A 1,703-nucleotide genomic window follows, 5' to 3' on the forward strand; every position below is an offset into this window, starting at 1 on the left:
TAGGCACTACATTGTTGCCATGAGCTAGACGAAGCTTTATATCAAACATAGCTGAGTCTTTATCATCTCTTAGGGTAAAGTTATTCTCTTTGGCGAAATTTAATAAAGAGAAATTTAGGTGTTTGTTGTTAGACGAGGGGAAGTTCGAAGTGATGAGAAGTAGGCACACTACTCCTCTTTTCTATTCTCAGGCAAAATCAAATGACCATTTTTGTCTATTAGGGAGTATTGGACTAATAAAACATAGCTTGCATCCCAGCAATGATTATACCCAAAGCCCTCAATATCGTAATCCTTATATTTTTCTTCAAAATTTTCATAAAGCTTTAAATTTTCTTCTTTTTGCTTTGCGCTTATGCCTTCAAATTTTAGGTCTGATATAGAGATAGTATCTTCAAAAACCTCTTTAAATTTCTCATAGTCTTCACCATAAATTCTACTAAATAACTCTTTATCGTCCTTATAAAGCATTAAAGTCAGCTTTGCTGTAAAGTCTCTATACTTTTCACTTATACAACCTATGCTTTCAGATACAAATAAAGCCTTGCTCTCTGCAAAACTATAGTCATACTCTTTTTTTGAGTATTTAATGCACTCCTTTTGGGTTTTAGCTATCCTCTCTCTAGCTATCTTTTGAGCCTTTTCTTTTAAATTTGGATTTTCTTTTACTATTAGATTATAAAGATCGCTAAAATAGTTATCTCTAAAAGAATTATAGTCTGACTGGCATATAAAGTCTTCTAAAGAGTATTTTTTAAATTTATATTTGCCCTTGGCATCATAGCAAGCAAAGTTTGGTGAAATAGTATGGCTGCCATAGTCCATTATGGAATCAAGTGGATAGTCGTTTATCTGCGAAAAGTCAGAGGCAAATTTTATCATAGCTTCGTCTGGGCTTAAAGGCTCGTAAGCATATAAACTTAAGCCTACTTTCAAGCTAGTTAATAATATAATTTTAAATTTCATCATATTTCCTTACTGAAAAACCTTAAACACATTTGCTGTTTTAATGCGTTTATAGGCTTCTTTCCTATGCTCAAGGCTAAGTTTTTGCGGATTTATAACTGCAGTTATACGTTCTACTATATCACTATTATCCGAATCCGCTTTGCTTTCATCGGCTATTTCATAAAGACGATATTTTTTAGGGTTAGACCTTTCTATAATCCAGAAATATGCAGCACTTATTAAGGCGTATTTACCATCTTGTGATATGAGATCAGGGTTTTTTAATAGATCTGTATCTTTGTCGACTAAAAGTTTTTTGTGTGAATAATTATTAAATCTTGCATAGTTGTCCTTCCCTGTTAATTGCTTAATTCCCCTACCTCTAAAATTAAATCCATCATCTCCACCTTGATTGCCTAAATGATTTTTTCCACGATCAGAGTACATAGCGTTACCAACAAATTTTGCCCATTTTGAAGGATCTGTCTTGTCGTAATATTGCGGATATAGTTTTTTGGCTTCTTCTAATCTAGCTTTACTTCTATAGCTAATTATATTATTCTCTGTAAATTTTTCTAACTCTTCTTCTAGAGTAAAATCACCTTTTGTTGTCTTTGCTTCTACAAAGCATTGCCCAAAAAAATGCTCTAATCTATTTCTAGTATCAAGCTTATATTTTACATACATTTGAATTCCGTCATCATCATCTCTTCTATTTAGTTCATCTACTATTTCTTGTAAGATATATTCTTGGT

The 1,703-nt window shown here is 32.2% G+C and carries 2 protein-coding genes; both read right to left on the reverse strand.

What is annotated here, in order from left to right; translation table 11 throughout:
• Positions 1-168: 168 nt before the first annotated feature.
• Complete coding sequence (locus tag G6W45_RS09635; protein WP_194168344.1) at positions 169-966, reverse strand: hypothetical protein; 798 nt, start codon at positions 964-966, stop codon at positions 169-171.
• 9 nt (positions 967-975) lie between these two features.
• The coding region (locus G6W45_RS09640) for a hypothetical protein (protein WP_196780176.1) at positions 976-1,703 on the reverse strand (728 nt) is incomplete at its 5' end.

This window comes from Campylobacter concisus (assembly GCF_015229955.1).
Classification (GTDB): Bacteria; Campylobacterota; Campylobacteria; order Campylobacterales; family Campylobacteraceae; genus Campylobacter_A; species Campylobacter_A concisus_AT.

Coding starts and splice junctions, on each gene's coding strand:
- G6W45_RS09635 (WP_194168344.1), bottom strand. CDS start 966: ATGAAATTTAAAATTATATTATTAACTAGCTTGAAAGTAGGCTTAAGT.